Source organism: Spirulina subsalsa CS-330 (assembly GCF_028330765.1).
Taxonomy (GTDB): Bacteria; Cyanobacteriota; Cyanobacteriia; order Cyanobacteriales; family Spirulinaceae; genus Spirulina; species Spirulina subsalsa_A.
On the sequence record NZ_JAQMTY010000119.1, the window covers coordinates 1 to 26,602 of the forward strand.

Annotated in this window: 22 protein-coding genes and 1 pseudogene; 9 read left to right on the top strand and 14 right to left on the bottom strand. The window is 52.7% G+C overall.

All coding sequences use genetic code 11. The annotated features are described in order from the left end of the window. The 3 genes from PN477_RS07950 to PN477_RS07960 form a co-directional block, all read left to right on the top strand. The coding region (locus PN477_RS07950; protein WP_272147137.1) for a pentapeptide repeat-containing protein at positions 1–328 on the top strand (328 nt) is incomplete at its 5' end. Position 329: 1 nt separating this feature from the next. Further along, positions 330–536, top strand: a complete 207-nt coding sequence (locus PN477_RS07955) for a type II toxin-antitoxin system HicA family toxin (protein ID WP_272121485.1) — start codon at positions 330–332, stop codon at positions 534–536. Positions 537–538: 2 nt separating this feature from the next. Continuing rightward, positions 539–763, top strand: a complete 225-nt coding sequence (locus tag PN477_RS07960) for a type II toxin-antitoxin system HicB family antitoxin (RefSeq protein ID WP_272121483.1) — start codon at positions 539–541, stop codon at positions 761–763. 365 nt (positions 764–1,128) lie between these two features. Here PN477_RS07960 and PN477_RS07965 read toward each other — a convergent pair whose 3' ends face one another. The 6 genes from PN477_RS07965 to PN477_RS07990 all read right to left on the bottom strand — a co-directional run bounded on the left by PN477_RS07965 (position 1,129) and on the right by PN477_RS07990 (position 8,627). Next, positions 1,129–4,371, bottom strand: a complete 3,243-nt coding sequence (locus PN477_RS07965; protein WP_272121481.1) for a UvrD-helicase domain-containing protein — start codon at positions 4,369–4,371, stop codon at positions 1,129–1,131. Continuing rightward, positions 4,358–7,084: a PD-(D/E)XK nuclease family protein gene (locus PN477_RS07970; protein ID WP_272121479.1), complete on the bottom strand. Its 2,727-nt coding sequence runs from the start codon at positions 7,082–7,084 to the stop codon at positions 4,358–4,360. Before PN477_RS07970 ends, PN477_RS07965 begins: the two co-directional genes overlap by 14 nt. Positions 7,085–7,321: 237 nt before the next feature. Then, entirely contained in the window at positions 7,322–7,651 is a 330-nt protein-coding gene (locus PN477_RS07975; RefSeq protein ID WP_272121477.1) for a type II toxin-antitoxin system RelE/ParE family toxin, read from the bottom strand. Continuing rightward, positions 7,651–8,061, bottom strand: a complete 411-nt coding sequence (locus PN477_RS07980) for a hypothetical protein (protein WP_272121475.1) — start codon at positions 8,059–8,061, stop codon at positions 7,651–7,653. The genes PN477_RS07975 and PN477_RS07980 overlap by 1 nt, the downstream gene beginning before the upstream one ends. Positions 8,062–8,124: 63 nt before the next feature. Beyond that, on the bottom strand, positions 8,125–8,304 hold the full coding sequence (locus tag PN477_RS07985; RefSeq protein WP_272121473.1) for a hypothetical protein: 180 nt from the start codon (positions 8,302–8,304) through the stop codon (positions 8,125–8,127). After that, positions 8,301–8,627, bottom strand: a complete 327-nt coding sequence (locus PN477_RS07990) for a hypothetical protein (protein WP_272121471.1) — start codon at positions 8,625–8,627, stop codon at positions 8,301–8,303. Before PN477_RS07990 ends, PN477_RS07985 begins: the two co-directional genes overlap by 4 nt. A gap of 66 nt (positions 8,628–8,693) precedes the next feature. Between PN477_RS07990 and PN477_RS07995 the strand changes: the two genes are divergently transcribed. Then, positions 8,694–9,284: a hypothetical protein gene (locus tag PN477_RS07995; RefSeq protein ID WP_272121469.1), complete on the top strand. Its 591-nt coding sequence runs from the start codon at positions 8,694–8,696 to the stop codon at positions 9,282–9,284. A gap of 57 nt (positions 9,285–9,341) precedes the next feature. Here PN477_RS07995 and PN477_RS08000 read toward each other — a convergent pair whose 3' ends face one another. The 3 genes from PN477_RS08000 to PN477_RS08010 all read right to left on the bottom strand — a co-directional run bounded on the left by PN477_RS08000 (position 9,342) and on the right by PN477_RS08010 (position 14,709). Beyond that, positions 9,342–10,466 carry a hypothetical protein gene (locus PN477_RS08000; protein WP_272121467.1) on the bottom strand — a complete coding sequence of 375 codons (1,125 nt, stop codon included), beginning with the start codon at positions 10,464–10,466 and terminating at the stop codon, positions 9,342–9,344. A gap of 267 nt (positions 10,467–10,733) precedes the next feature. Further along, positions 10,734–11,039, bottom strand: coding sequence for a hypothetical protein (locus PN477_RS08005; RefSeq protein ID WP_272121465.1), 306 nt, complete (start codon positions 11,037–11,039; stop codon positions 10,734–10,736). A gap of 106 nt (positions 11,040–11,145) precedes the next feature. After that, positions 11,146–14,709, bottom strand: coding sequence for a S8 family serine peptidase (locus PN477_RS08010; protein ID WP_272147139.1), 3,564 nt, complete (start codon positions 14,707–14,709; stop codon positions 11,146–11,148). A 722-nt stretch (positions 14,710–15,431) separates the two neighbouring features. Between PN477_RS08010 and PN477_RS08015 the strand changes: the two genes are divergently transcribed. Together PN477_RS08015 and PN477_RS08020 are read left to right on the top strand one after the other, a co-directional pair. Next, complete coding sequence (locus PN477_RS08015) at positions 15,432–16,925, top strand: site-2 protease family protein (RefSeq protein ID WP_272119786.1); 1,494 nt, start codon at positions 15,432–15,434, stop codon at positions 16,923–16,925. Beyond that, positions 16,900–18,270: an HlyD family secretion protein gene (locus tag PN477_RS08020; protein ID WP_272119785.1), complete on the top strand. Its 1,371-nt coding sequence runs from the start codon at positions 16,900–16,902 to the stop codon at positions 18,268–18,270. Before PN477_RS08015 ends, PN477_RS08020 begins: the two co-directional genes overlap by 26 nt. A 176-nt stretch (positions 18,271–18,446) precedes the next feature. On the opposite strand, the gene PN477_RS08025 is transcribed toward PN477_RS08020, so the two are convergent. Continuing rightward, entirely contained in the window at positions 18,447–19,130 is a 684-nt protein-coding gene (locus PN477_RS08025) for a PIN domain-containing protein (protein ID WP_272119784.1), read from the bottom strand. A gap of 282 nt (positions 19,131–19,412) precedes the next feature. On the opposite strand from PN477_RS08025, the gene PN477_RS08030 reads away from it, so the two are divergent. Next, positions 19,413–20,342, top strand: a complete 930-nt coding sequence (locus tag PN477_RS08030) for a histone deacetylase family protein (RefSeq protein WP_272119783.1) — start codon at positions 19,413–19,415, stop codon at positions 20,340–20,342. A gap of 21 nt (positions 20,343–20,363) precedes the next feature. Then, a complete protein-coding gene (locus tag PN477_RS08035) occupies positions 20,364–21,650 on the top strand; it encodes a glycosyltransferase family protein (RefSeq protein WP_272119782.1) in 1,287 nt (428 codons plus the stop codon). 31 nt (positions 21,651–21,681) lie between these two features. Here PN477_RS08035 and PN477_RS08040 read toward each other — a convergent pair whose 3' ends face one another. The 3 genes from PN477_RS08040 to rppA form a co-directional block, all read right to left on the bottom strand. Then, positions 21,682–22,020, bottom strand: a complete 339-nt coding sequence (locus tag PN477_RS08040; protein ID WP_272119781.1) for a hypothetical protein — start codon at positions 22,018–22,020, stop codon at positions 21,682–21,684. An 85-nt stretch (positions 22,021–22,105) separates the two neighbouring features. Next, the gene (locus tag PN477_RS08045) at positions 22,106–23,539 is read right to left on the bottom strand and encodes a sensor histidine kinase (protein ID WP_272119780.1); all 1,434 of its coding nucleotides are present in this window, start codon (positions 23,537–23,539) and stop codon (positions 22,106–22,108) included. Further along, on the bottom strand, positions 23,536–24,216 hold the full coding sequence (gene rppA, locus PN477_RS08050; protein WP_272119779.1) for a two-component system response regulator RppA: 681 nt from the start codon (positions 24,214–24,216) through the stop codon (positions 23,536–23,538). Before rppA ends, PN477_RS08045 begins: the two co-directional genes overlap by 4 nt. Positions 24,217–24,504: 288 nt before the next feature. On the opposite strand from rppA, the gene PN477_RS08055 reads away from it, so the two are divergent. Then, positions 24,505–26,304 (top strand): tetratricopeptide repeat protein, encoded by a 1,800-nt coding sequence (locus PN477_RS08055; RefSeq protein ID WP_272119778.1) that lies wholly within the window; start codon positions 24,505–24,507, stop codon positions 26,302–26,304. On the opposite strand, the pseudogene PN477_RS08060 reads toward PN477_RS08055, so the two are convergent. Further along, positions 26,301–26,602, bottom strand: a pseudogene (locus PN477_RS08060) (hypothetical protein); the annotation flags it as partial. The gene PN477_RS08055 and the pseudogene PN477_RS08060 overlap by 4 nt on opposite strands.

Sequence of the window (26,602 nt, forward strand, 5' to 3'; positions counted from 1 at the left end):
CCTCAGTAACGCCAACCTCAGTAACGCCAACCTCAGTAACACCGACCTCAGTAACGCCAACCTCAGTAACGCCAACCTCAGTAACGCCGACCTCAGTTCTCCACGCCAAATTTTCGTCTCTGCATTAGGTGATGTTAGAGAAGCCTACTGGAACACCAACCTAAGTTATGCCGACCTTAGGAATGCCGACCTTAGGAATGCCGACCTTAGTAACGCCAATTTAAGCGAAGTTAAATGGAATTCAAGCACTCAATGGGCAAACGTGGTAGGACTCGAAACCGCGCAAAATATTCCAGGCGACCTGAGACAACATCTACAAGGGAGGTGAGATGCCGAAGAAAATTAGGGAATTAAAAAAGATGTTGCGTCAGGCAGGCTTTGAACAAAAACGGATTCGGGGTAGTCATGAACGTTGGATACATTCCCAACTGCCAGAACTGCCAATCACCCTCGCGGGCAAAGATAGCCAGGACGCAAAGCCCTATCTTGAAAAACTCGTCAATACTGCATTACAAAAACTCAAAGAGCAAGAATAGTCATGAATCAGCTTAAATATCGCGTTAATATCCTTTGGTCAGATGAAGACAATTGCTACCTTGTCGAACTGCCCGAATTTGCCACTGAGATTCAATGCTACTTCACCCACGGCGAAACCTACGAAGAAGCCCTCAAAAATGCCCAAGACGTGTTAGAACTTCTCATTGAAAGCTATCAAGACGAAGGGCGAACCTTGCCACAACCCAATACACGACAGTTTGCCTAATTTTTGATCATCAACTCACCCAAAATGCTGCCACACTGCCAAACATTGGGGCACTCTGAAACACCAGATTAAACCTTACGATTGGGCCATCCGATCGCGGCAGCGTTGGCGGTAGATGGGGGCGACAGAATCGCCGGGGTTGTTGTGGATGCAGTCCTCGAAACGGTTGCGGGTTTGGAGTTTGCCCAAAGAGGGATTCGCCGGCTCAACTTACGACCCTTCTGGATTGTCTCTGGCACGGTCTCGTCCTATCTCCTCACACATCATTTATGGGGAACGACGGCTTTCCCTGGCTATCTGCAACGTCAAAGCCTAATTTTAGCTGTGCCATGGCACTAACACTACAACTATGGTAAATCACGTTTTTATGGGCTAGCTTGAGCATCGCAACCCGTGGAATAGGGACAATGGGAGCAGCGATCGCGCTCTGGGGTGGCGGTGAAATTACCCTGGGCCAATTGCTGAATCATGGCTTGCGCCTCGTGATCCACATTCTCTAAATCCTGGGGGGTGAAGCTGTGGAGGTGGTCATGGCGGAGATAGGCGATGTGGGCGTGGGGCTTTGGGGTGGCGCGGCTGTAGGCCCAGAGTTGAAAGCGGTGGTGGTGCGGTTGGCGGGTGCGATCGGTTTTGAAGTCCAGGACAAAATCCGCGCCGACCAGATCCACAGACCCATTGAACAAAATTCCCTCGCGTTCGAGTTGTACCGGCACTTCGCGATCGCCCTGACGATAGGCTGCAAATTCCGGCGCGGTGCGGAATCGCTGGGCATAGTTAAGCGCGTCTTGGAGGTCGGATGCTGGCCGGTTTGGGTAGCGATGCTGCAAGTCTGCGAGGGTGGTGATGTTCTGTTCTAGGGCTTTGTGGGTGATTTTACCAATGGTTCGGCCGGAGGGGCGATCGCTCCCCATCATCTCCAGATCATCCATCTCCAGATCCTCCATCTCCGATCCATCCTTGTAATAGCCCGGATGCCCATCCACATAGTTGAATTTGAACCGCAACGGACAGAGAGCGTAATCCGTGAGGGCGGTGATCGGTAGGTCGGAAAATCCGGCGGTGGCAATGGTGGGCAGGGAATCGGGGGCCGGCTCAACCGCATCCATGGAAACAGGGTCGCCAAGGGGAGCCGGATCGAAGGGAATCGCGATCGCATCAACGCAAGTTTCTAAACCGGGTTTTAACAGATCGAGGGCGGGCCCTTTCGGTTCGGCGGCGGTGAGGATGAGGCGATCGCGGGCACGGGTGAGGGCAACATAGAGGAGGCGTTTGGCTTCGGCCTGTGCGCGTTGGTTGTGGCGATGTGCCAAAACAGTATAGAGGGCCGACGCTTGGGCGGTTCCGGTTTCATCGTCGAGCTTAAGACCGAGGCCCAAATCTGCGTCAATGTAGAACCGGGGGGATTGATTGGGAGATTCGCGGGAGAGGTCAACGACGAACACCACGGGCCACTCTAGCCCCTTCGCGCTGTGGATCGTGGTGAGGGTGACGGCATTGTCAGCAGCGAGGGCGGGGCGGGGAACTTTGAGATCATCGATGGCGGCGATCGCTTTGAGATGGCGCACCACGGCGATCGCATCCCCATGGCCGGATTCGAGCGATCGCACCAATTCCCCAAACCCGCGCCAATCCGCCAGCCGTCGGGCCGCGTTGGGCAAGTTTGCGATCACGGCGGTGTAACCTGTGAGGCGATCGCACCATTGCAGGAGGCGCGTCGGGGTTTCGGTGCGTCGCCAGCCCCGCAACTGTTTGAGACAGTGGAAGGCGGTGCGGAGTTGGGGATCGGTGCTGTGGGCGAGATGTTGCCACCAGGTGGTTTTTTCGGGGAGAGATTGGGCGAAGTGGTAAAGGGTGCGATCGCTCACCGCAAAAAAGGGACTCCGCAGCACCGTCGCCAAAGCGAGATTATCCGTCCCATCCGCCAAGGTCTGCAACATCGCCCAACCATCCCGCGCCTCTGGGGTTTCGAGGAGTTTGCCGTCTCCCCCTTGCACCACCGGAATCCCACGGGATGCGATCGCCGCTGCGGGCAGATCCAACGACTTCCACGATCGCGCCAACACCGCCACATCTCCCGGCCGAATCCGCCGCACCTCGCCGCTTTCCGGGTCATGGATGCAGGATTGATCGAGCATCTCTGCAATCAAAGCCGCGATTTTCTCCGCTTCCACCCGGCGGCAAGCCTCAACACTCGTATCCAGCGCGGGATCTTTCGTTTGGGCTTCGGTGGGTTGGACGGTGTAGAGTTCGATGCGGGGCGCGGGGTTGAGGGGGGCGCAACGATGGGCGGTGAGGGGTTGATGTAACGCATCAAGGAGGGGCGCGAAAACTTGGTTAATCTGCGTTAACAGGGCGGTATGGGTGCGAAAACTGACGCTCAATTCCACCGGGCGATCGCGCCCATGGATGCGCTGCTGCCACGTTTGAAACACCTGCACCGCTGCCCCCCGAAACCCATAGATCGACTGTTTCACATCCCCCACAATCGTCACGATTGCCCCCGTGGTTAATCGTTCTAAAAATTGCCCTTGGATGAGGCTAGTGTCTTGAAATTCATCAATTAAAAACACCGTCCATCGCTGGGCGTAATGGGCTTGGACTTCAGAATTTTCTAAGGCTTGGAGGGCATGAATTTCTAAATCATTAAAATCAAGAACGCGCTGGTCTGCTTTCCCCCGGCAAATCGTTTCATAAACGGTGTAGAAAGCCTCACGCAGGGCGGGAAGTAGTGCATCGGTTTGGTCATCAATGGCGTTGGGTTCAAGGGTGATGATTCCTTTGTTGATTTCCGATTTAATCAGATCTCGAAATTGCGTAACTGTAGTTTTTACTATTTTAAATATGGATTGATCACCCCACTTTTTATCATTTATTCCCCTAAGATCGATTTTCTGAATTGCCTTAAATGCTGCTTCAATCTGTTCGCCTTGTTCAAGTGTGTGAATTGCGTCTAAAACCGTCAACCGATACCCATCTAATTTATCACTGGGGGATGTAGCCGCATAGGTAGTTAATAGGTCTTTCGCCGCTATCCATTCATCCGATGTTATTAATGCCGTTAACTGGTCTTGGCGCAGAGGTGCAAGGATCGGTAACCAGGCGGCGTGATCGCATTCTAGGGCGGTCATGGCGGTGCTGGGATTTTTGAGCAATGCCTCAAACAGGTTACACAGTCGGGAAAACGGCAGCGGGAGGGGGCTGGGCAATTGAGCGATCGCCTCGATCAACGCCCTAGCCCGCCACACCGGGCCGAGGATTTCGTCTTGGACGGTGAAATTGGGGGGGACTTGGGCGGCTTCGGGATGGTCGCGGCAAATGTGTTGGGCGAGGGCGTGGAGGGTGCTAATCGGGGCGGCTTCTAGTTCGGCGAGGGTGTCGGGGCGATCGCCCATGCGGTCTTTGATGGTGCGACGAATGCGCGATCGCAATTCCTGGGCGGCCTTGTCCGTAAAGGTCACGGCCACAATATTCAGCGGTGAATAGCCCTGGGCAAGAAAATAAAGATACCGTTCAGCGAGCATGTGAGTTTTGCCCGTCCCCGCTCCCGCCGTCACCGCGACGCTACCGGGATGCTGGGCCGCTTGGGCCTGTTGTTCAGTGAGTTGCATGGTGTTCTCCTTGGGCTTTGCGACGGAGGCGATCGCCTTGACGACAGAGTGATTGATAGTCGCAATAGTTGCAGGCTTCCCCCTTCACATCGGGCTGAACGGGATAATTTCCCGTGGTTAAATGGGTCTTACAGCGTTCAATGGCGGCCTGTAATTCTGCTTGCATCTTGGGTGTTAATTGCTTGAGCCTTGATTTCTCTGACCCAATCGGGTTGCAATCTTTCAGGGAATAATAATAGGCATCAATGACCGTTTCGCCGGGGTATAGAGTCGCGATTACCTCACGATAGAGGGGAATTTGAAGATCAATAGCGGCCTGACCCTGCTGATTTTTAATGCCTTTGGGCGGCTTGGTTCCGGTTTTGTAGTCAATTAAAACGAGGCCGTTGGGGGTGCGATCGATGCGATCGACTTGGCCCGATACTTGCAAACCGTGCCATTCCCCGGTGAACCGCTGTTCAAGGGCGATGGGTTCAGCCTTGGCGGGTAGAAAACTGGAATTTTTGAGGACGAGGGCGAGGGTGGCCAGTTGTTCCGGGCGCTGATGTTCCCAGGCGGGGAGGGCGGGCAGGGTTAAGGCTTGTTCGGCTTCGGTATAGGTGCGATCGATGAGGGCGGGATCGGTGAGGTCTTGGTCTGGGTGGGTTTGATGGTGGGTGATCAGGAGTTCGAGGGTTTTGTGATGGAGACGGCCGCATAGGGATGCACTGAGGTCGTCTTCCGGTTCCTGGGGGGGGCTGAGGTTGAGCAGTTTATGGGCAAACCATTTAAAGGGACATTGCCCCAACTGGGTCAACTGGGTCACGCTAAAGTGCCAATCAGGACGGTCAAAGGGCAGGGCGATCGCACCATCGTATTCATCCGCCGCCGCCTCACTTTCACGCCGTAATTCCACCGCCCAAGCATGGCGGGCCAACCCTAAAACCGGATCATTTGTATCTACGGCGGCGGATTGGAGACGGTGACGGCGTTCCTCTTCGGGGCTGGCGATCGCCTTGGGTGGAGGCTCCGTGGTTTTGAGGTTCAACTGTTGGAGGTAGGGACTGGGTAACTGTTCGTCCTTGTCCTGCCGGATCGCGTAGGAAAAACTCACCCGTTCCGTCACCGTTTGCACCATGCCATAAAAATACAGCGCCTCCTGACGGGCCAGGGCGGCCGCACTGGGTAACTGCACACCGTAATCCTCAAGGGTGCGGCGATCGAAAAAGTCCACCACCGGATCGGGCTGAATCGGAGCCGGAAACAGACCCTCCGCCATCCCCAACACAAACCCATAGCGATATCGGGCCCCCAACACCGCCTGCGGCCCATGGAGTTCAACGCCGCCGCGACCGGGTTGGGCGGGGACAGTGAGGGATTCGAGGAGGTCGAGCAATTCTTGGCGAAAGTCTGCCCAGGTGAGGATTTCTGCCTCGGCATTGTTGGCGAGGGCGGCGAGGTGTTGGCGTAGGGCGTTGACGGCGAGGATGTCACGAGGCCAGCGGTTAGCCCGTTGATAGAGATTAAACCTGTGGAGGCAGTCTTTCCACCAGTCCACCCAGGTATCCCGTCGCCGGGCTTGGTTGACCCGCCCCAAGGGTTGCAAATCGAGGTCAAGGTGTGCCGTTGCGATCGCCTGCCAAGCCGCGAACCCCTGGGGATGCTCCTGCCGGACGATCGCCCAAAACTCCCGATCCGGATTACTGCACAGGGGATGGCTCAACAGTTGCGCCGTCTGCTCAAAGGGAAACCCCGCCACCAACACCTCGATCAGCATTTTTAACCAGGTTCCGAGGCGCGTACTCAGAAGCGGAATCTGATACAGGGCCCGCACCGGAATCTGATATTCCCACGCCACATCCAGCAGTTGGGGGCCGTAGGCGGTTTCATCGCGGGCGATCAGGACAATACTGCGGGCGGGGACTTGCTGGTTGAGGAGGGTTTTCACCTGGGTGAGAACGCCGCGAATCTCGGCTTCGCGGTGGTCGTAGTGGTGAGCCTGGACGGCGGCGGGCGGGGAAGCGGCAGCGGTTAAAAATTGCAGACTTAACTGGTCGCCGCAGGTTTGGGGGGCAGCAGAATCGCACTGCACTGTCCAGCCCTGGTGCTGCAACCAGTCCACCGACTGCCGCACATCGGCAAAGCAGGGGTGATCGGGTTGGGGCAAAATTAAGGCACTGCCGGGGCCAGCGATCGCATCTAACCACGCCAATTCATCGCGGCGGGGTTGAAAGTAGCCATAAATCAGCAGCGGTTTAGGGGTAGGAGGGAGGTCGAGGGTTCTCCAATACAGTTCGCTTTCGTCTATCAGTTGCTGATCATGGAGGGTCTGCTGAAACGCATGGGCCACCGCTAGCAATTGACGGATACGCAGCGATCGCACCTCATCCGTGCGTAACAGGGGCAACTGCGGCCCACTCTGCAACAAATCCCGTACCGCCGGAAGCCACACCTTCGCCGTCCCAAACCGATCCTTCGGCCGGAGGGTCTCCCCCAAAACAGCCCGCAAACATCGCAACGCCTCTAACCCCGATGCAACGCGGCAGTTAGGCCAAGGGCGACCCAGATGAGCAACAGCCAGTTGGCGGAGGGTTTGAGGGGATCGAGCCGCGATCGCCCGTGCCGCCAGGCGAGACCCCGTGACCACCGTCCAATCGTTTTGCAGCGCGAGGCGAGTGGCCAGGGTATGGGGGTGGGCATTCACCCAAACGACACGATCAACAGTTTTAGACATCAACAGTTTGCAGGGGGTATCGTTCGCAGCATAGATCAAAAGCGATCGCCCGGATGATGAAGTGTTGCTGCAAAATTTCACAAAAATGATACATTCGACGCGATCGCCCCCCACATTCCTTACAACCCAGAAGAGCGATCGCACCCACATTCCTTACAACCCAGAAGAGCGATCGCTTCTAACATTCTCTCAAATCTGCAAAGGTGATCTCAACTGGGCAATAGGGAAAATTTTTCCTTAATTTATATCGAGTAAAGGTGGGCGAGCCGCGTGGCGAATGTGTAAAATTCTAATCACAGGGGGATTTTGCTCATTGAGGACTGTGAATAAAATTCGGTATGAATTTCTCCCTTTGCCATAAACAAGTTGCCGAATTTCTTGGCTAAATTTTGCGTTTTCCGGTGCTAAAGTGCAGCGGTTCGGCATGATGGCAAGGGATTGAATCGTTTTGAGCAATTGACTGTACCAGACCTTGGCTGGTTCTGTTCCTAGATGCTGCGCGATCCACAAATAGGCTTTGTCTGCTTCTGACTCAGCAACGCTAGAAATTTGAATCTGGTAATTCATCACTGATCAGAAAGTCCATGTTTTTCCTGTTGCTCTCCGACAAAATCATCAAAATTGCGAAAGTTGCCGCTCTCAAAGTCATTGAGTCCTTGTTGGATTCCAGCGATCGCCGCCTCGGTTTCTTGGGTTTCCCAAGCGAGTAAGGCCGTGAGGAGTTGCGTGGCGAGGGTATTGATATCCTGCCCTTGGTCTTCAGCTTTGGCGAGAAGTTGGGCTTCGGTAATGGGGTCAAGGGTAATGGTGAGGAGCATGGGCTTAGGGTTGTACAGGCGTTTCTCATTATAGTCGGACTCTAGCGATCGCATTTGCCAAGGGGGGAGCGATCGCCCCCCATATTCCTTAGAGCAGGGAAGAGCGATCGCCCCAAAAATAAATCGTAGGGGCGCAAGCGTTGCGCCCTCGGTTTGCACTAGGGGAATTTGAGGCTGCGGTGTGGAGGGTTGGCGTAATGGCGTTAGCCTTGCCGGGCAGGTTCAACGTTGCTCTGATTCTAAGCGGGCGAGGGTTGTCGCAGCTTCGGCAAGATAGAGTGCAGTAATTGCCCGTTTTTTAGGATCAGTTTCTCGGCTGAGATGGTGGCTAAAAATCCGGACGCGATTATGGTAAGCACGGATTGACTCGGAATCATCAAGGGTGTGGATACTGGGGTTCATAGGTCAAGGGGAATACTCGCAACGGTGATCTTGAGAAGTTGTTGTTCTGGTTCAAGGTAGATGAACTGAACTTCAAGAAGTGTATCTATTGCCAAGGTAACATTCTGTCGAGCTTCGGGCGGATTAACGGATTGATGAAATGCGATCGCGGTATAGTCTCCCGGTGGCAAATCCGGAAATTGAGCATCTGCCCAACGCCAGTTAACGGGTTTCTGGCTGATCAGGGTTCCATCTTGTTGCAAAATTGCGATGAAAAGAGTTCCCTGCGTAGAGGGCATTGCGTAACCATCTTGGTTGCGAATGCTAATGAAAATGTCGGACATTGAACCAGATGTTGGATTTTAGTTTTTCATTTTACAGTTTGAGGCAAGGCTTGTGTCTCCGCCCGGATGAAAAATGCACCACTGCCGGAATTTGGGGCTGTGGTGCTTTGGGAGAGTTGGGAAGAGCGATCGCCCCCCAATCCTAGAGCCGGGAAGAGGCGATCGCACCTCACAAAAAACGATCGCCCCCCATATTCCCTACAACCCAATCGCACCTCACAAAAAACGATCGCCCCCAACACTCCCTCCAAACCAGAAGAGCGATCGCACCTCACAAAAGCGATCGCCCCCACAGTCTCTAGAGCCGGGAAGAGCGATCGCACCTCGAAAAAACAGCGATCGCCCCCCAATCCTAGAGCAGGAAAGAGCGATCGCACATCAAAAAGAGCGATCGCCCCTCACATTCCCTACCACCCAGAAGAGCGATCGCACCTCGCAAAAACGATCGCCCCCCATATTCCATACAACCCAGAAGAGCGATCGCACATCAAAAAGAGCGATCGCACCCCGATATTGCCTCTAAGTAGGGAAGAGCGATCGCACCCCACAAAAATGATCGCCCCCAACATTCCCTACAAACCCAGAAGAGTGATCGTACATCAAAAAGAGCGATCGCCCCTCACATTCTCTAGAGCGGGGAAGGGACAATCACATTGAGAGCAAAAGGAGTAATTGGCTGTAAAATCGACAAGAAATATAATAGTACTATTGTGGTTATGTGTAGCTGTCAATTAAAGCAATGATAATAGGAACAAGTGATGTGCCAAATCCCGCAAGAAATTTGTTAAATATTTGAGTATCAAAAGGCCAGTCGGGAGATATTGATCGTATTTTATTAATTACATCGATCAAGTCACTTAATTCTTGTATTTGTTCCTGTGATGCAGTGCTTTTTTGTGATGAAATAATGCGCTCTAAATATTTGTATCTATTGGTAAATTTAGATAAATTCCTGGCTACAGCTTTTTTCATTTCTGTGTGTGTACTTAATAACGGAAAAAAGAAAAAGAATATAGATAATATTGGCAAAATGGCGAACTGTATCATTAAATAACCTGGTATTTCTTGACTTGGTGAATTAAAAACTTGTGTTATACCAGCAGCAGAGTAAAATCCAAATGCAGGAATCAGCCAAAAAAAGTATGTTGACACTACCTTACCAATTGAGGCATAGCCACCAGCATTATCTTCATGAAAGGGGTCGAGTTTAGTTGGTACTGTCTCATATATTTTGCCAATACACATTTGAAAAATTGAAATTCGTATAACAGTTAGTGCAATAGCATAAGCTGTTAAAATGGTTTTAGGTAGCTCTGTAAAAAAAAATAACCACCTGACTTGATGTAGCCAGTATGGGCCATCTGCAAAGTTAAGAATAAGGCCGATTATTATTATCGTTATGATAGATGTTATTGTTAAACCAACTAGAGTTACAAGCTTACTGTTTATGGATTGTGATATTGATAGTAAATGAATTTGATATTGTTCTAGGTATTTATCACCAAAAATACCACTTTTATATAACCCTTCAAGTCCATCCCACATAATTTTATTAAATGCAAAGTAATATGATACTAATACAGGCTGAACAAAGAAAGATATTATTAATTGGCCCGGCTGATCTAGAGTTCCTGTAGCAATCACTTCGTTTGTTACAGGATTGTATATTGTTTTTAATGTTCCATTGAAATTTGCATATCCAAAAAATATTAATACAGATGTTGATATCATTATCCAGAAAATCATTCTAGATGATACACCTAATTTATATAAAACCAAGTTTATCAAAGGATCTCCTTTCAAAAAAACATCTTGTATTTCTTCGATGGAACTATACATGATTTTTGTTAGCTGGCTATATTTAAAGTTTGTTTTTTGAGTACATTGTTGCTTAGATAGATGATTAAGTATAGTCTTCCCACCACTTGGTAGGGCATGGCATAAAGTTATCGTACTTATTATTTTAGATAAAGGCTGTAACTCTCTTTTGTTACTGTGGGAGATTTCAACGAATTTTCGTGATTACAGCCCACGAAAGAATCAGCGTTTGAACCCAATCTGACAAAAGAGAGGTAACTTCAAGCTTTAGTGTGGTCTCCAGCGTGTCTAATAAGCACTAGGGTCAAACCGATCTGCTTTCGTTATTTTTCTGAATATGACTTGAAAGATATCAAGCTCTTCTTGTTCATCACTTTCCAAAATACTGGTGCTAGATCGCCCTTGATACTCAACAGATAAAATCGGCTTATTTTCAATATTCTCTGATTCTTCAAGTTGCTGCTCACTGATGCTTGCAAAAAGAATTGCCAAGCACTGCTCCATGCTGGTAGGAGTAACCCCAAAATCCTGTGGAAAGTCTATCTTAAGAACTCCTTCCTGAATGTATGAATTGTGGCTAGGAAATTTAGTCATTAATCTCTTCTCCTATTGTATTTACAGACTGGATTGTTACGATTGGGGGAAACACAAGCTTGCCATGGTTTATGCAGGCTTGTGTTTCTGAATCAAGTTCCCTGACTTACACGCCAAGCAATCTTAAAGCATTACGACCTAATGAACGGATTAGATCAAAAGCTCGCTGTCCAAAACGGACTATAGCATCAAGTGCCTTTTGACCTAAACTATTAACAATGCCAATAATATCGCGACCGAAGCGAGCCAAGGCATCTAGACCTTTAGCTCCCCAGCGACCAATGAAGCTGATGGCATCGCGACCGAAGCGAGCCAAGGCATCTAGACCTTTAGCTCCCCAGCGACCAATGAAGCTGATGGCATCCCAGCCAGCATTTTTAATAGCATCCAGGCAAGATGTACCCCATTTGGCAACAAAGCCTAAAACACTTAGTCCACGCTTGGCGAGTCCATCTAAAAACGATTTGACAGTATCAATGGCTTGAGTAGATAGCCACGTACCAATTTTTTGAATAGCCAAAAGATCTGAGGGACTGAGATTTTTTACGCCATTCAGTATGCGATGAATTGTTGGTAATGGTGAATTTCCTAGCGTTCCTAGCGATTTACGGAGCGATTCTGTGGAAGATCGAAATAGAAGTGAAGAAGCTAGGCCGATGCCTGCGGGAACATTTGCGGATGAGCTAACCAAAGAGGCAAGAGTAACGAGAAAACTGTAGTAGTCTTTATCCCGATAATGAAATCCACTACTACTCAATGCACCTACTGTAAGAGGCAGCTTAGTTCGTTCTCCATGCAAATCATTAGAACTCAATGAACCTGTTAGCCGATACTGGTCACCTATCATGTGTTCCCCTAGAGGATGCACTTGATCAAGTAATCGTTTTTCATCATATTTGATGTAAACAACATTTCCGTTTAAGTAGGCTTCTCCTGCCATGCTCACCAAGTCACCGCTAACAATGTAATGAGTAGCATGTTCTATAGATTTGGTATATCGATTTGCGATAAATCGAGATATCCCTGGAGAGTTAAAAGTGACAATCTCTCCTACAAGATTAGGAAAAGTTGCTGCAACCAACTGAGATTGAGCACCTCCAAGGCTGTGTCCAGTAATGGCGGCTGGTAAACCAGCATTAGCCTTACTTTTTAGCCATGATTCAAGATCTGATTTGTTAGGCAAAAACTGATCCATGCCGACAGACCAAGGATTTAAGTCTGTTGCTAAATCATGAGGAGTATTAGTGCCTCGGATCACTAAAACTGGGCTAAGTCCTGACGAAGGATTTTTAGGTACCAAACCAACGGCGTAGAATCCATTTTTAGTAAAGGTAGCATCAAGTTTGTAATCGTTTCCCCATTGATGAGATTTATAAATTGCCCAAACCAAATTCTCATACTGCTCATGATTGTTTGGAGTAGGAGTAGGGATTGGGGCAGGGGCAGGAGCAGGGGCAGGGGCAGGAGCAGGAGCAGGAATTGGATTTGGAGTTGCTATAGGAGTTGGTGCAGGAGTTGGAGTTGGTGCAGGAGTTGGAGTTGGTACAGGAGTTGGAGTTGGTACAGGAGTTGGAGTTGGTGCAGCAACTTGTTTGGGAATCCAGATTGTCTGGCTAGTGTAGATTAGATTGGGGTTTGGAATCCCGTTCTTCTGAGCTATGAAGTTGTAGTAAGGAGCCGTGCTACTGCCCATTGTTCGGAGGGCAATTGCGCCGAGGGTATCGCCCGACCGGATTGTGTAACGCTCCCAGTTATAATATTTGCCCATGAAGAGGGTAGATGCTGCCCGTTCACTTGAGATCAATACACCGTCACTCTTCCAGAGTTCTGGTATTAATATTTCTGAACTTTCTGTTTGGGGCGTAAAGTTTTTATCTGGTTTTGTGGCCTTCGCCAACTGAACCGCTGCCATGATATTGAGCAGGCCCGCCCCCGTTTCTAAATCGAAACCAGTCTCGCCCAAATCCGTTGCCGTCTGCTTCAACAGATCAACAACCTGACGGTAACTTAACTCCGGATTCGCGGCCCAAACCTGGGACACCGCCCCCGTCACCTTCGCCGTTGCGACCGAAGTTCCGGCCATAGCACTGGTTCCTTCTCCCGTTAATGACAATTGGGGATTTTCAGTCGTTCCGCCATAGGCCATCAAATCCAAACCATGGCCATAACTGGAATAATCTGTTCGGTCTGCTCCTTGCCAAGCTGAGGTATTCGGGTCAAACTGTTCTGCTGCGCCCACAGTAATGATGTTGTCAAACTCTTGGGAAGCCTGACCCAAAGCCGACATCACACCGCCATCATTCCCCGCTGCCACAACGAGTAACACGTTATTCTGCCGTGCATACTCGATCGCCGCCCGTTCCGTCGGCGTGAACTCATAGCGCGTCGTCACATTCCCATCCGCATCAATTTGAGTCAGATCTAAGCTCAAATTCACCACCGCATTGGGCTGACCTGAATCCACTGCCGCATCGACAAATTCCACCAAGGAATTGGCCCATTGACCCGAACCCACCGCACGACCCAACCAGATCGGCGCATCGGGGTTAATGCCATCAATGCCGATGCCGTTATCTTGTTGGGCGGCGATGATGCCGAGGACGTGGGTTCCGTGTTCGTTGCCTTCACCTTCGGTGAGGAAGGGATTGTCATCGCCATCGACGAGATCGCGCCCGGTGATGATGTTGCTGTAGTCAATATCGGGGTTATCGGCGGCGAATCCGGTGTCAATGATGCCCACTAAAGGTTGGAATTCTCGTGCGGCTTCAAAATCGGCGGCGGTGTATTCTATGCCATCGGTGTAGGCTTTGGCATATTCAACCAACGCTTGGCCCATATCGCCTGCACGCCAATCGCGCCCTTCCGCAACGACCTCTTCTAATTCGGGAATATCATTGGTGGCAGTTGCGCCGCGAATTTGGAAGACAAAATCGTTGTAATCTCGGTCGGAATGGTCGAGGGTGACATCTTCCATGACAAAGGTATTGCCGTCACCAGTAACATCGGCGATTTGACCGAAGTGGAGGTCATCGTCTGGGTTGGCGGTCGCCATGGAAAAGAGCGGGGTATTCCAGGCTGTGCCGTCGGCCACGGATTGGATCGACTGGTTCGGCACTAGCATAATGCCAAAACGAGTCCCGGCTTCCATTTTGAAGGTTTGCACGCCTTGGTAATCACCGGCGTTGAAGTCTGCTTCGCGCCAACCTTGGCCACTGAAGCGAGCGCCATCGGTGGCATCGGAGATCACCACATGACCTTCTGTGCCGCTGAGGGCGCGTTGGGCGGCGGTTTGGGCAAATTCTTCAGGACTGAGGCTGTCGGGGTCGAGGCCCTCTAGGCTAAAGATCCCGACTTCGCCGCGACTGTAGAACCCACCGTCAAAGAGAAAGTCGATCCCGACTTCACCCTCTGCCCCGACGGTAAACACCCCGCCGGTGTAGTCGAATTCAGGGCGTGAAGCAAAGGGTAAAATCTCGACATCATCAAGATCAAAGGCGATCGCAGCCCCTGCTGACTCACCCATCTCAAGATCATCAACGTCAACATCAATATCAAAATCATCAACATCGGGCGTGTCATCACCGAGGCCCTCAATGAGCGCACTGGGTGTGAGAATGGGTTCCAGGAGAAGGGCTTGGAAATTCTTGGGGGCCTGTGGCTTTCTAGACATAGCTCTTAAGACAAAGGGGTAGTGACCTGAATAAGGGCGTGGTTCATCTGAAATAACGCTCTTACTAATACTATCTAGGGAATTGTTGTATTTTTATGCAGTGTGATTAATATTTCTTGTAAAGCTTTGATGAAGATTACAACAGCTAATGTGAAGGAGTAATAAATATCGTGTTTTTGCCTACGTGAAAATACTGAATTTGCATTTCAATATGATTCAAGTACACTTAAGTGGTTAGCAGATTTTTGATGATGAGAGGCTTATGGTATCCGGTGTTATCAGTGGGAGCACTAAAGGAGGTAAAACCCTAAAAGCCTTTGTCAGCAAGGATTATCGTTGAATCAAGTGTTTGATTGAAGTGGGTGGCGGGGATGAATGGTGGGTTGTGGAGACGATCGCACTTCTGGTGAGATCGAGGGGGATGGGAGTTTCCGGATCAATTGAGCGAGGCGGGAGAATTTTGTGGTGTTGAGCGGGTTGACAGGCGAATTTTGGGGATGATGGGGGGCGATCGCTCTGCTATTTTTGCTCAAAACAGTTCATGGATATTGATTTTGAGCACCATGAATGATCGATATTTTTGGATCAAAATTACTCGAAATCACCGCTAAATCAGCCTTTTACAACTATTTTTTCAGGGCTGCAAAAAATTTAACTTTTCTGGAAGAGTAAGTATCGTACAATGCAAAAGTCAATGAAAGAGGGTGTAAACATTCATTGTTATGGTTGCTGAAAAACCGGATTTTTCGTTATCTTCAACCTGGATCAATCTGGACTGGTTGACTCCCGACCTGCGGCAATATTGGCAGATTGGTCGAAGTAAAAAAACAGGTCAGTTTGTGATGCTCACAGACGACCGACAGTTAGCGCACATTGTTAATGAGTTTGAAGCCTTTGCGTTGAGTCGTTGCACCGGGAAACAGACCTTGCGACGGTTGCAGTCTCAATGTCAACGGCAGTTTGGCGATCGCCTTCCCGCTGACTTTCTCCCGACACTCTTCCACAAGCTCCAATCACTGAACATCATTGCCGACCCCGATGCAGACATCGCCGCCCCAGTCGATACCTCGGTTTCGTCCCAATCGCTACTGAAACCCGGTGTTACCTTGATTGATCATCCCGATGGCTATTGCCTCGTCCGTAACCCGGAGAATATGCAATATCTCCAGGTGGATATGCTGTCTAAAGACGTGATCACCCGTCTTGGCACTGCCTCCCCCCAAGACATTTGCCGAGATCTCCAGTTTCCGGCCGCGCAGTTTCAGGAGTTGATGAAGCTGTTGACGGTGGCGGGAATGTTGGCGGGGGTAGACCCGCCGCAGCCGAAGCCGAAAAAGTGGACACCGCTGCAATTGCTGTATTACAAGCGATCGCTGATTAATCCCGATCGCGCCTTAACCGCTCCTGCCCAATGGCTGCGCTGGATTTGGACTGCGCCCGTGTTTTGGGCGTTGTTGGGGTTTATGGGGTTCTCGCTGGTGTGGGGGCTGCACGATTCCGCAGAACTGATCACCACCGGGAATCTGCTCTGGCAAACCCGTGGGCCGGTGTTGATTGTGCCCTTTGTGCTGTTGTCGATGGTGGTGGTGACGATTCATGAATTGGGTCATGCCTTAACCCTGAAGCATTACGGCGGCGAGGTGCAGGACATGGGGCTGCTGTTTATGTGCCTAATTCCGGCGGCTTATACCAATTCCACGGATTCCTATCAATTGAAGAAAAAACGGCAGCGGGTGCTCGTGGTGGCAGCGGGGATCATTTGCCAATGTGTGATCGGGGCGGTGGCGCTGTGGTTGTGGCATTTTTCGGCGGTGAATAGCTGGCTCAAACCCACGAGTTACCTGTTGTTGGCGGCATCGTTGTTTACGTTGGTGGTGAATTTGAACCCGATGGCGCGGTTTGATGGCTATCACCTGCTGGTGGCGATGACGGGAATTAATAGCCTTAAGGATCGCTCCTTTAAATTTTATCGATCGCTCTTCAGTCGGCAGCCACAGACGGAATCGGCACGAGATCAATGGATTTTGGCGATCTATGCGCCGTTGTCGCTGCTGTATATCTGCTTTGTGTTTGGCTCGCTGTTGCGCTTTGTGGTGATTTGGACGCTGGATCATGCCGCTGTGGTGGTGGCGTTCTTCATCATTGCTTGGTTGATTTATTACTTTTTCCCGGAGATTCCCCATCGTTCCCATGACACCGCACCCTCAAAATCCTGACGAAACATTCCAGGGTAAACCCCAATTTCAGGCTGTGCCGCCGCGTCCAGCCTCGACCCCCAATCTGGGCCAAGCCGGCGGACAGCAACCGCCACCGCGATCGCCCCAATCCCCCGCTGCCCCTAGCTCGGCTTCACCCTATCAAGGATTGTTTATTCTAGGGGCGATCGCCGTCACCCTCGGCCTGATCAGCCAAATTTCATCCCAACCATCGGTACGCGCCGAAGATGCTTGGTTAGAACCATTACCCCAAACCCGTCGCACCGTCTACGCCCAATCTCCCGGCGTGATCACCGATGTTTTTGTTCAGTCCGATGGCACAGTAGAGGCGGGGCAACCGTTGGTGTTGCTCGAAAGTGAGGTACTAGAGGCGGATGTGGAATCCTTTGCCCTGCGGAGTTTAGAAGCGCAAACCGAAGTCAATGCCGCCCAACAAAATGTGTTAACCGCCCAAGCTCAGGTTCAAGAAATCGCTGCGAATTTAAAGCAAGCCGAGTTTCGGTTTCAGGAGTTAGAGCGCGAAATCGCCCAGTTAGAGGCTGGATCGCCCCCGCCGGAAATTGCCAGCTATGACAACCAAATCCAAAATCTCCAAGCACGGGTTGCTAATTTGGACGAAACCCTCGCCAACTATCAGTTTCTGGAGCGAAATGACGCGATCACCCCAGAACAAGTCCGAGAGATCGAACGCCAAAAACTGTTTGCTCAGTCTGAGATGGATGAGGTGGCAGCGCGACGGGATGCGATCATTAAACGGATGGAGGACGAGTGGAAGCAGCATTATGACCGCGTTGTCCAACTGCGCAATAGCTATCAAGTGGCACGGCAAGACTATCAAGCCGCCCAAAACCTCGTAGCCAATCGTATGCCGATGCAGCAGCAGTTACATCAACAACTCTTGAAGCGAGAGCAGCGCGAGCAAGAGCGGGCCGTGTTGGCCGCGCCGATGTCTGGCACGGTGGTCACCCAGGATCTGCATAAACTGGCGGGTCGAGTCGTCCGCGAAGGGGATGAGGTGCTAGATATTGTTGATCCTCAGCAGTTGAGGATTAGGATGCAGGTCAAGCAGGAGGATCGTCTTTTGATTAAAGAGGGGGCGGTGGTGACGTTTTCATTGCCAGAACAGGAACTGCAAACATTCACCGGCACGATTGAGCAGATTGGGACGGTCGTGGAGCGTGATGAACAGTTGAATCGTTCGCTGACTCCCGTGATTGCGATCGCCACCGATCAGCCCGATGGTTTACAACCAGGGGCGCGGGTCTATGCCAAAATCGAGTCCCCAAAAAAAATGACCTTGGGCCAGCAAGCATGGCGACAAATCCTCACGCTCTTCCGACGCTAAAGACGTTAATTAGGCCGGTCATCACATGACGCGAAAAAAGCAACTCAGAATGAGGGTTTGGAGACCAAACCGCTACGAGATGTCAAAACCACCAGATCACGTAGGGGCATGGTCTCCATGCCTTTTTCATTAGCGAATATTGTCCGGGGTCAAGTGCATTGATAGTCCTTGAACGATTACGATTCCCCTGCTAACTCTTGTATTTTTTTATCGTTATACAACACCTTGCCTTCTAAAATCTTCACTGCACCTTGTATCTTTAAGACGTTAAAAACTTCTGCAACTTCTCCGGGCGAGTCTTGAAATTTAGTCTTGATGCTATTTAGTAAGGTTTCTTGCTTAGTGGGTCTGTTTTTGCTGTATTTAATGAGATGTATACAATAGAGTTTGACCCGTGAGGAGTCAATGTCTTCACTTTTATTTGGTGTGGATTTAGCTGGGCTTTCTTCTTCTTTTTGTGTGCCGATGCGTTCTGCTGAACGACCTTGGCTTTGCAGTAAATTCACAGCGTGATCGAGATCTGTGTCATTGGAAATGATGACGAAATGCGTGTCTTTAGGCAATTGTTGCATCAAAACACCGGCAAAGAAACAAATCCCAAAATCTGCTGAATTTTTGCCAGTGGTTGCCATTTTGAGGATTTTCAATTTATTGCAATTGATCATTGTGCTGAGTGGGATTAACCAATCAAGGGGGATTTTTGCCCCACTTTGGGCATAGCAAATGACGACTTGCGAAAATTGTTCTAGATTTTCTTGTAACTGATAAATTTGATGGGGACAGTTTTCCAGGTCAATCAACAGTACCCGACCCACTTCAGTACTAATGTGATCAGTGGGTTGATTATTTTCAAGCATCATTTTTTATGATCATAAGCTTGGACAATACGATAGCAAAGGCAAACAGATCAAGGCAACGGTGCGACGAATACAGATGCAGCATTCTTCAATCAACCAACGCTAACGTGTGGTCTTCTTCAGGAATGATGTTGATATGGACTGGATTAAAATCCCATCGATGCAATGAACATGAGGGGCAGGGAACGGTAATCGCTCTCAGGCTCAACCGTAGTCAAACGAGAGGGGCGATCGCGCTACGGTATCGCGCTACAGTAAAGCCTGATTCTTCATGCTGTCTTGCCGATGGTTGCCGCCCTGCCCATTGTGTATCATCCCGACTATGTGACACCGTTGCCAGAGCAGCATCGGTTTCCGATGCCGAAATTTAAGCTGCTCCATGACCATCTTTTACGGGTGGGGATGACTCGCCCCGATGCGGTGTTTACACCCGATCGCGCCGCTCCGGAACTCCTCGCCCTCGTCCATGACCCCGCCTATGTCACCGCCTATTGCACTGGAACCCTCGACCCGAAAGCCCAGCGACGGATTGGCCTGCCCTGGAGTCCGGGACTGGTGAAACGCACCTGTACGGCGGTGGGGGGCACGGTGTTGACGGCGCAACTGGCGTTACAGTACGGCATCGCGTGCAATACGGCGGGGGGGACGCACCATGCGTTTCCGGATTATGGGTCGGGGTTTTGCATTTTTAATGATTTAGCGATCGCAGCCCGATCGCTTCTCCTCACAGAACAAGTGCGGCGGGTGTTGATTATTGATCTTGATGTGCATCAGGGGGATGGGACGGCGTGGATTTTTCGGGATGAGCCGAGGGTGTTTACCTTTTCGATGCATTGTGAGGCGAATTTTCCAGGCCAGAAACAGCAGAGCGATCGCGACATTCCCCTCCCCGTTGGCCTTGATGATGATGGATATTTGCAAATTCTCGCGGCCCAATTGCCGGAGGTTTTGCAGCTTGCCCAGCCGGATCTCGTGCTTTACGATGCCGGGGTGGATGTCCATGTGGGCGATCGCCTCGGTAAACTGGCGCTGAGTGATGCGGGGATTTATCGGCGCGATCGCATGGTGTTGAGCAGTTGCCACGCGGCGGGCTATCCCGTCGCCTGTGTCATCGGTGGCGGCTACGCTCCGGATATTCACGCCCTCGTGCTGCGCCATGCCTTTCTACACCAAGCCGCCCGCGATACGCTCTGCAACCCCGTATTATTTTCTTGAAGGCTGGAGGGAACTGGGGCAATGGCGAACCAACGGAGCGAACCGATCGATATTTTAATTTTGTCCAATGGGCCCGGCGAGGTGGCCAATTGGGTGCGGCCCGTGGTGCGGGAACTGCGGCAACAGTGGGGGCGCGATCGCACCCCGTTGCGCATCTCGGTGATCCTCTCCCCCTGTACCAATGCAATGGGAACCGAAGCGGAGGTGGTGCGAGGGTTTGAGGGGTGCGATCGCGTCCAAGCCGCCGATCACTTTTGGCCCTTTCTGTTATGGGGCAAAACCGTAGAGGATTGGGATTGGCGGCCCCAGGGGATTGTGATTTTCCTCGGCGGTGATCAAGTTTTTCCCGTCGTGATTGGGAAACGGTTGGGGTACAAAATCGTCATCTATGCCGAATGGGCAGCCCGCTGGCCGCGCTGGGTGGATCGGTTTGCCGTCATGACCGAAGCCGTTGCCCAAAAACTCCCGCCCCAGCATCGCCACAAGGCGCAGATTGTCGGGGATCTGCTGCGGGATGTGGAGCGAACGAGTCCCCCCGCTGAGGCGACCGAGACAGAATGGATCGGGATTTTACCCGGTTCCAAACCGATGAAATTAATGCAAGGCGTGCCGGGGGCGATCGCGATCGCCAACCGCCTCAAACAACTTCGCCCCCAGAGCCGCATCGCCATCCCCGTCGCCCCCACCCTCGACCCCGCCACCCTTGCCCGCTACGCTGACCCCGAATTTAATGCGATCGCCGCCCGTTTCGACAACGCCACCGCCACCCTCATCACCCCCCCCGACGCGCCCCCCTACCTGCAAACCGCCCAGGGCAACCGGATCGACCTCTGGACAGACTACCCCGCCCATGATCGGCTTCGTCACTGTCAAATCTGCATCACCACCATCGGCGCAAACACCGCCGAACTCGCTGCCCTCGGCGTGCCCATGTGTGTGATGATTCCCACTCAACAGATCGATGCGATGCGGGCCTGGGATGGCGTACCGGGATTGATCGCCAATCTACCGGGCATCGGCACAGCCTTCGTCACCGCCTTTAATTCCGTGATGTATTGGTACTATCAACGGCGGGAAAAACAGGGTAAAAAGATCCTCTATGCTTGGCCGAATCTCTGGGCGGGTCGGGAGATTGTGCCGGAATTGGTCGGAGAACGGGCAGACCCGGAACCGCTCACGACCTATCTCGATGATCTCTTGAATGACCCGACCCGCCTCGCCCAAATGCGCACCGACCTGGAAGGGGTACGGGGTCAGAGCGGTGCGGCTCGGGCCTTAGTGGCTGGGTTAGCCTCGTTAATCGTGTGACTCTTACAAACGACCGAAAAATGATGCGCCCCTAGCGGCAGACTCGTTCGCCGTCGGCGTTGGTGATGCCGAAAACGTCGAATTCGCGGCCTTCAAATTCGCCGATGACCGTGAGGCGATCGCCCACTTGCACATGGCGAGCCGTGAAATCACCGCAGACATCCCAGGTATCGGTTTTGATGCTGCGATCGCCCACGCGCAACCGGAAACCATCTTCCCAAACCCGTTCCACAACCCCCGTTAAACTGCGGGTATCGGCTTGGGCAGGTTCAGCACTGCTGAAGATTACGGCGGCGAAACTGGCGGCGCTGAGGGTTAAACCTGTGGCGATCGCAGCGAGGGACAGGGTGGGAACGTTGAGGTTAATCATGGTGTGTTTTGGTGTGATGGATGTAACGTTTGTTGATGTTTTTTAATTTACGGGGAGATTATGACCACAACATGACCACGAAAATTTAGGGAAGACGCGGCAGGGCGATCGCCACCGTCGTCCCCGCGCCCACCTCACTGGTAATCCGCAACTCTCCCCCATGCACCCGCACAATCTGCTGGGCGATCGCCAAGCCCAACCCAAACCCCGCCGCCGCCCCGGACGGATTCACCCGGTAAAATGGTTCGCAGAGATGGGGCAACGCCGCCGCCGGAATTCCTGGCCCGGTGTCCTGCACTTCGAGAAGCATGTGGGCGGCTGCGGGAATGACTCGGAAGGCGATCGCCCCCGGTGCAGGCGTATAGCGACAGGCATTGGTCAGCACATTAATCACCGCCTGCCCCAACAATGCCCCATCTCCACAGACTGCGATCGTCGTTGCTGGCATCTCCGCCGTGAAAGTCAGACCCGCCGCCGTCGCTTGGCTCTGTCCTTCATTGGCCCACTGTTGGAGCCAGGGGGCCAGGTCGATCGCCCCAAACGGGGGGGGCTGGGTGTCGTTGCCCTCCTGCCGGGCGAGCCAGAGCAGTTGTCGCACCAATTCACTCATATGTTTCGTGAGGGTGACAATTTTCGTCAGACGTTGGCGCACGCCCGCTGGGGGTGGCTCCCCCTCTTCCCAGTCCTCCCAATCCATTAAACCCACCTGAGCATTACTGAGAATCGCGGCGAGGGGAGTGCGTAACTCATGGGAAGCATTGGCGGTGAAACGTTCCAACTGGGTGCAGGCGGCGGTTAGTTGGCGGTTCGTGGTTTGTAACTGGGTGGCTTGGGTCGTCAGTTCGCGCTCAAGGTGCCAAAAGAGATGGATCGCCAACGCCGTCCCCACTAACCCGAAGCCGCCGGAAATCCACAGCACATACCAGGTAACTCGCTGATAATGGTCTTGGTGGGCTTGGCGCTGTTGGAGGAGTTGTTCTTCAACGGCGGCAAATTGATCGATGGCTTGGCGGGTGGCATCCATGGCGGCTTTGCCTGCGTTGAGCCAATCGTAGAGGGTTACGCCGTTAACATCGGGGGGTTGACCCTGTTGTCTGCCCCGTTGCAGGCTGATTTTTTGCACCAAGAGTGCGAGGGTTGCATCGACTTGCTCACGAATCACCTGCATTTGTGCCACCTGGGCCGGGTTATCTTGCACCAAATTTTCGAGGCGAGTGAGCGATCGCGGAATCACCGCTTGGGCTTGGTAATAGGGTGCTAAAAATTCCTCCCGTTGGGTGAGACCATAGCCGCGCATTCCCGTTTCCGCATCGATCAGGGCGTTGAGGAGTCGTTTGGATTCCAGGCGCACCACTTGGGTATGTTGCACCCACATTTCATCTTCGGTGAGGCTCATTTTCAGCCAAGCTACGGCGCTTAAACTGGTGATTAAACAGAGAATCGGGATCGCGATGATGGTGTTGCCGCGCACCCGCACCGGGAGAGCCTGCCAGCGGGCGGCGAGGGTGGGGAGGATCATGATGGTGAGGGGGGCTGAAAACAATACCCCATGCCGTAGACCGTGGTGATCCAGTCTTCTACGCCTAGGGGTTGGAGGCGTTGGCGGAGTCGTCGCATTCGGGAGGCGATCGCATTACTTTCGGGCGCTTCATCCCATGTCCAGAGGGCGTGCTCTAGTTGGGCATGGGAGAGCACTTGGCGAGGGTGGCGCATTAAATATTCCATGAGTTGAAAATCGCCGCTTTTCAGTTGCACCTGTGCAGCGTGATAGTGCAATTGCAGGGTATCGAGGTGCAAGGTTAACTCAGCAACCGCCACCACATCGCCGCACCAGTGGGGCGATCGCCGTCGCAAGGCCCGCACCCGCGCCAACAGTTCCGCCACATCCACGGGCTTGACCAGATAATCATCCGCCCCTGCATCTAAGCCCTGCACTTTTTCGGCGATCGTATCTTTGGCGGTCAGGAGCACAATCGGCGTGCTCTGCTGGGCGTGGCGCACTTGACGGCAGAGGGTGACACCATCCACACCGGGCAAGAGCCAATCGAGAATTAATAAATCATAGGGCTGGTCATGGAGGAGGGTTTGAGCGATCGCGCCATCGGCCACTCCATCCACAATATGCCCCGATCGCGTTAACGCGGCTTGCAAGGGTTCCCGCTGTTCCGGATCATCTTCGACGAGGAGGATACGCATCCAAGATCTCCCATTTAAAAAAGACGTTTTAAATCCATTGTGCCTTGGATGGGTTGGCGTGAGGTGCGATCGCGCAGCAAGGCTTCCTCGTTGCTCCGTGCTTGCGATCCCCACGCCCCCAGCGGGCAGATGCGATAGGCTTTTGAAGCGGCGCAATCCTGCCGCCACTCCTCACGCCCCGGCTAGATTGCCTCTGACCCCGGCTTGGCGTGAATTCTCTCCTGACTAAGCGCGTCTCGATCCGAAAATGGCAGTATTCCGCCTTGCTCCCCTTTTTGCAAAACCACCATGACAGCCGTGCCAGATGTCACCGAAAATCCTCAGACCTACGATCGCTTGCATCAGGTCTTAGCGGCAGGGCTGCGTCGTCAGCTTTTGTTCGGGGTGTGTGAGGATGAACCCTTAGTGCAAGTTCTGTCCCAACGGTTAACCCAAGATTTGGAAACCGATGATGTCTTGTTGTTCACGATTCCGTGGGATGTGACCGACCCGAAACTCTTCGCCACGATCGCATCAGTCCTCCAAGACCATCCCTACCTCACCCAAGCCACCAACCCGCCGATTTTAGAACTGCGGAACGTGGCCCAACTGACCCGCCAACCCGCCCCGATCCAGCAGCAGTTTTTGCGGCAGTTGCGATCGCTCGGTCGCCATTTACCAGAATTGGAATTTAACCTGGTGGTGTGGGTGAATGGCCCCTGGCTCCATCAGATTCAGCATAGTGTGCCGGAGTTTTGGCGGTGTCATACGGGGGTGTTTCCCTTTGCGTCGGAGCAGGGGATTCGGCCCGTGGGGTATTTGCCGCCGCGACCGAGCACCCCGTCCAAAGAGGGGGTATTTCCCTTGGTGACTTTGGCGGGGCAGTGGGAAGGCGGGCCCGATCTGGGGGCATTGGTGCAACAGTATCGCGAGCGCATTGCCCAAGGTGAGACGAGCCGAGCGGTGCTTGATCAGGCCATTCTCGCGGCGGAACAATGGTTGCATCAGTTACCGGCGCAGGCCTTGGCGCAGATGGTAGACCTGTTTAATGATTTGGGAAATTTCTATTGGATGCGATCGCGCCTCCAAGACTCCGCCCCATCCCCCGACACCGTCGCAAGCGTTGCCCCGGCCAGGGTGGATCTTGAAAAAGCCCTCCACCAATATCATCGCGCCCTACAAACCATCGGGGCTGGCCCCAACACCGCCGACACCTACGCCATGCTGCATAACAATATCGGTGCGGTCTATAGTGACCTCGCTCAATATTGCGATCGTTGCGAGAATATTCAACAGGCGATTTGGGCCTATGAGGCCTCCTTGGGCCATCGTGATCCGGAACGCGATCGCGCCAAATTCGGAGCCACCCAAAACAACCTCGGCACTGCCTATTGGCATCTCTCCCAACACCAAGACCCCCTCCCCAACTTGAAAGCGGCGATCGCCGCCTATCATCACGCCGTTGCCCAGTATGAGGCCTTGGGGGATCGGTCAAACTGGGCGATGATTCAAACCAACCTGGGGACAACCTATTGGATGGTGGCCCAGCACGAACCGCAGGCGGAGTATTTAGAAGCGGCGATCGCGGCCTATTGTGCCAGCCTGACCCATCGCACCCCCGACGCTGACCCCCTCGGCTGCGCCACCACCCACAACAACCTCGCCGCCGCCTATTGGCATCTGGCCAGCGATCGCGATCGTGACCCTGAAACCGCCAAAAGCGACCTCCTCAACGCCGCCCAATCCTACCAAACCGCCAGCCACCTCGGCCACACCCTCAGCGTCCAAAACCCGCCCCGTTTCGTCAGCTTTGACGTTCCCACCAGCTACCACAACCTGGGCATTGTCCATTACCAACTCGCCACCGAATCCCGCATCCCCTTCACCCCCTCGGAAAAACTGCACCACCTCAACGCCACCCTCCAAGCCTACAGCCAAACCCTCGACTTCCTCACCCCCAGCACCGACCTCTACCAAACCACCGTCATCGGCATCGTCCAAGCCATCCGCACCTGCTACGAACTCGGCGGCATCGACGGCCAAAACCGCGCCCTCAACACCATTCCCGGCACAATCCTGCCTCAAATTCTCCCCCAACTCAAGGGCTAACCCGACTCCCGAAAAACGCGCGCGATCGCGTCCCACGTCCACCCTGTCAAATCCTCCAAATACGCCGACTGCTTCACCCCCAACAACCGCGCCGATTGAATAATTTGGGTGCGATCGATGTTGAAGCGGCGGCAGAGTTGATCCGGGCTGAGGGTCGAACCCTGGTAAATACTGGCGGTTTTGGGTAAAAACTCAGGGGATTGTTGCCGTCGGGGTGTGGGGGGATCGACGGGGGGGCGCGGCTGGCTCAGGATCGGTTCCGGTGGGGGTGCAGTGGGGGCGTTTTCTGGGGGGTGAC